The following is a 5,789-nucleotide window of genomic DNA, read 5'->3' on the forward strand; positions in this document are numbered from 1 at the left end:
AGCGCCGCCGCCTCCAGCAGGTCCATGCCGTGCGGGATCGGCAGGAGTTGGCCGGCGGGCACCGCCACCCGCTCCGCGTAGCCGCCACCGGACAACAGGGCGCACACCCGGTCGCCCACGGACCCGCCCTCGACTCCGGGGCCGACTTCGACGATGGTTCCCGAGCACTCCAGGCCGGGGTACTCGGAGGCGCCGGGTGGGGGCGCGTAGTTGCCCTGGCGTTGGGCGACGTCGGCGCGGTTGACCGCCGTGGCCGCCACGTCCACCAGGACCTCACCCTCCTTGAGGACGGGGTCGGGTACCTCTGACCAGGCCAGGACCTCGGGTCCGCCCGGTTCGGTGATTCGGATCGCGTGCATGGGGCCGACAGTACCCATGACCGACCTGGAGTACATCGGAAGGATCGGAGACTGTTCAGGTGACCGGGAAGGATGCTTGGGTGGGCTCGCAGGGGTATGAGACCCCTCGAGGGCTCGATCCCGACACCTCCCACGGGAGGGCCCCACCTCCACAGCAAGCCCCTTGACGCAGGAGAAACCCCGGTGGCACAGCACGAACACAACGGGTCAGGCGCCGAGTCGGAGTCGCCGGACCGATCCGAGCCGATCCGGCGTCCTCTGGGCGCTGCGGAGGAACTCGACGAACCGGCCACCGAGTCCACACCGGGCCCGTCGGCTCCCAGCCCCCGTGAACAGTGGTTCGGCGGGTTCGAGGGTGAGGCTCCCCCGCCCCCGCCCTACGCCCGGTTGCCAGAGGACACCTCACCACCGTTGCCCGGGACCGCCTACGCCGCACCGGATCCAGAGGCGGAAACGGCGACCGGGGCCGAGGGTGAGGACGACGAGGACGCCGCCGACGAGTCGGAGGACGCGAACGGCGGCACGGTCCGGCTCATGCCCGGAATCCGTCGGACCGGGTCGGGGGACACCCCTTGGCGTGAGGAGGAGCCCCGGATTCCGCCACGGCCCTCCCGACCCGGCCGGGTCGGCCGCGAGGACCAGGATCCGCTCGGCCCCCGCCGGATACGAGCGGACTCGGACGTCCCCGAACCCGAGCAGCTTCCGCCCCTGGAGTCGGAGCGGACCGAACGGTCGGACGTGGCCTCGTCGGAGCCGGCGGAACGCACCGAGCCCCTTCGGGATCGTTCCGGTCAGGTGTCGAGTGGCCGGATCGGTCCGGCCGGAACCACGGGGACGACCGAGTCCACCGGGAGGACCGGGACCACCGGGACGACGGGGAACACCGGGACACGCGAGCGCGGCGGCGACCTGGTCTCCCGGGGCGCGTCGTCGCCCTTTCAGCCATCCGAGTACGAACCCGGGGTGACCTCCGACGCGCTCAACGCCGCCACCCTGGTCCGCAACCGGCGTCAGGGGCCCGCCGGAGGGTGGCGCCGCGCCGTGCACACCGCCAGCCTCGGCCTGATCAACCCGGGCGAGTCCCCCAAGGTCCTACGCGAACGCGAACTCGTCGCCCGGGCCTGCACCCCCGTCGCCACCGGCCATCACCGGGTCGCGGTGCTCAGCCTCAAGGGCGGCGTCGGCAAGACCACCACCACCGTCGCCCTCGGCGCCACCCTCGGTTCCCTGCGCGGTGACCGGGTACTGGCCGTCGACGCCAACCCCGACCGCGGCACCCTCTCGGACAAGGTGCGGTTGGAGACCGCCGCCACCATCCGCGACCTGCTCAACGAGCGCCACCTGGTGTCGCGGTACGCCGACATCCGCGGCTTCACCTCCCAGGCTCCCAGCCGGTTGGAGATCCTCGCCTCCGACCGTGACCCGGCCGTCTCCGAGGCGTTCAGCGACAAGGACTACCGCGAGGTCGCCCGCATCGTCGAGCACTTCTACTCGATCTGCATCACCGACTGCGGCACCGGGCTGTTGCACTCGGCCATGGGCGGTGTACTCGGCCTCGCCGACCAGGTGGTGCTGGTCAGTTCCGCCTCCGTGGACGGTGCGCGCAGCGCCAGCGCCACCCTGGACTGGCTCGAAGCGCACGGCCACGGCGCTCTCGTGGCCGGTGCCGTCGTGGTGCTGTCCATGGTGCGTTCCAACAGCAAGAGCAGTGTCGACCTCGACCGTTTGGAGGACCACTTCGCCGGTCGATGCCGGTCCGTTGTTCGGGTCCCCTGGGACGGTCACCTGGAGGAGGGCGCGGAGGTCGACCTCGACCGTCTGGCTCCCGCCACCAAGGACGCCTACCTGCAGCTGGCCGCGAACGTCGGGGAGGCCTTCGCCCACCACCGTTGAGCCGGGGGAGGTAGGTCACAGCGCTCGGGCCCCTCCCCCTGGTTTACGGGTGTGCGGGCACGACAATGGAAGGGAGGGAAGGGGTGGACATGAACGCTCAGGAGCGCCCACCGGCGATCATCGTGGGGGTGGACGGCACACCGGCCGCGCGCGCGGCGCTGGCGTGGGCCACGGAGGTGGCCGCCCGGCGCGGCGAACAACTACGGATCGTGCACGGCCTGGGCATGCCCATGGTGATGGGCGCCTTCTCCGACACCGGGTCCGAGAGGTACAAGGCCGGTGAACAGGTTCGTGAAGCCGGCCACCGACTGCTCACCGACGGTGCCGAGTACGCGCGTGGGGCCCATCCCGACCTGGACGTCGCCACCGTCCTGGCACCCGAGGACGCGCCGGCGGTCCTGCTCAACGAGGCCGCGCGCGGTGACGTCATCGTCGTCGGCTCCCGGGGACTGGGCGCGGTCCGGGCCATCATGCTCGGTTCCGTCGGCTCCCGCACCGCCTCGCACGCTCCGTGCCCGGTGATCGTCGTGCCCGAGGCCGCGGGCGAACAGCGTCACGGCAAGGTCGTCGTCGGTGTCGACGGCTCGGACTCCTCGCGCCGGGCTCTGCGCTTCGCCCTGCGGCACGCCCTGCTCACGGGTTCCTCCGTCGAGGTGGTCAACAGCTGGGAGGTGCCGTTGCCCCAGGATCCCGAGTCCCTGGCGGCGGACGCCGGGGCGCTGCACGAGGAGGTGTTCGACCGCCAGTCCGAGGAGATCGTCGCGGGTGTGCTCGCCGAGGTCATCGACGACCAGACCGAGGACCTGGACATCTCCGCGGTACGGATGCAGGACGATCCGGTCAAGGCGCTGACCCGGGCCGCGCAGGACGCCGACCTCATCGTGGTGGGATCCCGGGGGCGAGGGGGTGTGCGGGGGCTCATCATGGGCTCCACCAGTCAGGGGGTCCTGCACCACGCGAAGGTCCCGGTGGCGGTTCTGCCTCCACATTCGGACGAAGCGGACTAATGGTCATGCGTAGGGGACCTTCGACCTGTGCCGTTCACGCATGAATTTGCTCTACTCGGTGATGATGGTCAGCAGCGTTAAGGGGGAGTCATGGCAGACAGCAAGGTGGTCGTCGGTGTCGACGGTTCCGACCAGTCTCAGGCCGCACTCGAGTGGGCTTCGGCCGAAGCCGTTCGTCGAGGCGTCGCACTTCACATCGTCCACGCCCTGGGGATGCCGCTGATCGTCTCGGCCTACGGGGGACCGCAGCGTTTCCAGCCGACCAACGAGATGTCCGGCCAGGCGGACGCCGTCGTCACCTCGGCCAAGGAGAAGGCCGAGAAGCTACAGCCTTCGCTGGCGGTCGAGACCGTCACCGCGTTGGAGGAGGCCCCGCTGGCGCTGATCCGCCAGAGCCACCCGCACGACCTCATCGTCCTGGGCAGTAGGGGACTCGGTTCCCTGGCCGCCCTCTTCGTGGGTTCGGTCAGCGTCCGGGTCGCCGCTCAGGCGCCCTGCCCCGTCGTGGTGGTGCCCTCTGAGGGCGGTAAGCCCGCCACCACCAAGCTGGACCGCGTCGTCGTCGGCGTGGACGACTCCAAGAACGCCCGCCGCGCCCTGGGCCTGGCGGTGGACCTCACCGCCGAGACCGAGGGCGAACTGGTCGTCGTCAACAGCTGGGAGGTTCCGTTCCCGTACGACCCGGTCGCCATGACCGCCGCGGGATACCAGCCCCAGGACGACATCTTCGAGAAGCAGTCCGAGGAACTCGTCGCCGAGCTCTTGGCCGACGTCATGGACGACCAGCGCGAGGACGTCAACGTCCAGGTCTCCGTGGTTCGGACCCAGTCCAACCCGGTGAGCGCCCTCCTGGAGGCCTCCGCCGACGCCGACGCCATCGTCGTGGGTTCGCGGGGGCGGGGCAGCGTTCGAGGCCTGCTGCTGGGTTCGGTCAGCCAGGGGATCCTGCACCGCTCCAAGATCCCGGTGGTGGTCCTGCCCAAGCACGCCGACGAAGACGATTAGTCGCCGAGGACACCTGCCCTGCGCCGCTGGAGCGGGATAGAGTGCTCTTGGGATGAATACCCGAAAGCCCTCACCGGACAACGGTGGGGGCTTTCGCTATTTCATTCGCGCTCCGTGCCGAGCGAGTTCCAGCAGCGTCGACCACTCCGTCGCAGGGAAGACGAGGTACCCGGCTTCCCTGTTCTGGGTGTCACGGACGCAGGTGTGCGTTCCCTCGGAGACCTCGACGCAGGCTGACTCGTTCGCGCTGTAGCTGGACTTGTGGAACTTACGGGATGAGTGCACGGGCGCCTCTTTACTCGGTGATCATGCCGGCGATCAGTTCGATGCCGGCACTCTTGGACAGAGCATCCGCTGTCACGGCGTCCAACGCCATGCGGTAGTCCGCCACTTGCGCGGATCCGGTCACGTAGGTGCCATGGCCACGCGTTTCGAGGTAGACGATCGGCGGGTCCCGTTCGTCGTCGTACTCCAGCAGAACAGTCGATCCGTGCAGAGACGCGTGCAGGCCGACACTGATCGGCAACACCAGCAGCTCCACGGTGTTGACGGAGGTGGCCATGTCCACCAGGTGACGAAGTTGAGCGTTGGCCAACTCGGATGGCATGGCGGAAAGGCGAAGCAGGGCGGCCTCATCGAGCACGCAGCGGAACTCGGGAGCACCCTCCTTGCCGAGAACGCGCTGTTGTCTCTCCACACGAGCGGCGACGATGCGTTCGACTTCCTCCTCGGTGCGAGCCTGCGAAGCCCGTGCCGAAGCCGCAGCGTACTCGGGAGTCTGTAGCAGTCCTGGGACGACGATCGGGTGGAAGGCGAAGATGCGACGAGCTCGTTCCTCCCAACCAAGGAACCCATCGGTGAGGACGTCGTCGAAGTCCTTCCACCACGGCCGCGCCTTCGCCTCGCGACGGAGCGCTTCAAGAGCTTCGCGTTGAAGTGGGTCGGTGACGCCGTAGAGGTCGAGGAGGGCTCGGAACCCGGACGTGTCAGGAACGGAGTGCCGTCCACCCTCCATGTGGTTGAGGCGGCCCGATGACCATCCGAGTGCCGTCCGGGCCTCCTCGACAGTCATCTTGGCGCCCTCGCGCAGGCCGCGTAGTTCGGCGGCGAGCCTGCGCCGCTCGATGCTGGGCTGGTTCGGTGGTGCCACGAGGGCTGTCGCTCTCTCTTCCGGTTCGGAGTTCTCCGCCTCTTGGATCATAAAGCTCCTTCGCAGAACCAGGCATTCCGGTCAGTCTGACAAGGTCCTATTGACGTGTCAGTCTGACAGCGTCAGTATGAGGAGGGTATTCATCCCGCCGGCCCTCCCAGCCGGCACCTGAACCAGGAGGTGTGCGCCCATGGCGCCGCGTTACCTGAACCCGTCCGAACCGGTTTCCGTACACCAGCGCGCGGAAGGGGTGCTTCGTCAGAGCCCTCCCCGTCGCGCCTCCCGGGTGCGCGCCTACGCCCACTTGTGGCCGGCCACTCGTTCGCCCCGGATCCCGCGCCCCCGCCCGCCTGCGGACGACCTCCCCCTGCTCCT

7 protein-coding genes are annotated in these 5,789 nt (G+C 69.2%); 4 read left to right on the forward strand and 3 right to left on the reverse strand.

What is annotated here, in order from left to right:
* Positions 1 to 359, reverse strand: a 359-nt coding sequence (locus K8V84_RS19995; protein ID WP_304077220.1) for an alcohol dehydrogenase catalytic domain-containing protein, incomplete at its 3' end; no start/stop codon positions are given.
* A gap of 183 nt (positions 360 to 542) precedes the next feature.
* Here K8V84_RS19995 and K8V84_RS20000 point away from each other — a divergent pair.
* From K8V84_RS20000 to K8V84_RS20010, 3 genes are all read left to right on the forward strand, one after another.
* Entirely contained in the window at positions 543 to 2,252 is a 1,710-nt protein-coding gene (locus K8V84_RS20000; RefSeq protein ID WP_304077222.1) for a MinD/ParA family protein, read from the forward strand.
* Between the two features lie 89 nt (positions 2,253 to 2,341).
* Complete coding sequence (locus tag K8V84_RS20005) at positions 2,342 to 3,259, forward strand: universal stress protein (protein WP_304077224.1); 918 nt, start codon at positions 2,342 to 2,344, stop codon at positions 3,257 to 3,259.
* 90 nt (positions 3,260 to 3,349) lie between these two features.
* A complete protein-coding gene (locus tag K8V84_RS20010) occupies positions 3,350 to 4,264 on the forward strand; it encodes a universal stress protein (protein ID WP_304077227.1) in 915 nt (304 codons plus the stop codon).
* 96 nt (positions 4,265 to 4,360) lie between these two features.
* Here the strand turns inward: K8V84_RS20010 and K8V84_RS20015 are convergent, their stop codons facing one another.
* Both K8V84_RS20015 and K8V84_RS20020 read right to left on the reverse strand, forming a co-directional pair.
* Positions 4,361 to 4,549, reverse strand: a complete 189-nt coding sequence (locus tag K8V84_RS20015) for a DUF397 domain-containing protein (protein ID WP_304077230.1) — start codon at positions 4,547 to 4,549, stop codon at positions 4,361 to 4,363.
* Between the two features lie 10 nt (positions 4,550 to 4,559).
* Positions 4,560 to 5,465 (reverse strand): helix-turn-helix transcriptional regulator, encoded by a 906-nt coding sequence (locus K8V84_RS20020; protein ID WP_304077232.1) that lies wholly within the window; start codon positions 5,463 to 5,465, stop codon positions 4,560 to 4,562.
* Positions 5,466 to 5,604: 139 nt separating this feature from the next.
* Between K8V84_RS20020 and K8V84_RS20025 the strand changes: the two genes are divergently transcribed.
* A partial coding sequence (locus K8V84_RS20025; RefSeq protein WP_304077235.1) for a hypothetical protein occupies positions 5,605 to 5,789 on the forward strand: 185 nt, incomplete at its 3' end.

Source organism: Nocardiopsis listeri, assembly GCF_020741345.1.
In the GTDB taxonomy this organism is placed as follows: Bacteria; Actinomycetota; Actinomycetes; order Streptosporangiales; family Streptosporangiaceae; genus Nocardiopsis; species Nocardiopsis listeri_A.

What these genes read in the sequence shown, in the direction of transcription:
- K8V84_RS20005 (WP_304077224.1), top strand. Translation starts at nt 2,342, where the DNA reads ATGAACGCTCAGGAGCGCCCACCGGCGATCATCGTGGGGGTGGACGGC.
- K8V84_RS20010 (WP_304077227.1), top strand. Translation starts at nt 3,350, where the DNA reads ATGGCAGACAGCAAGGTGGTCGTCGGTGTCGACGGTTCCGACCAGTCT.
- K8V84_RS20020 (WP_304077232.1), bottom strand. Translation starts at nt 5,465, where the DNA reads ATGATCCAAGAGGCGGAGAACTCCGAACCGGAAGAGAGAGCGACAGCC.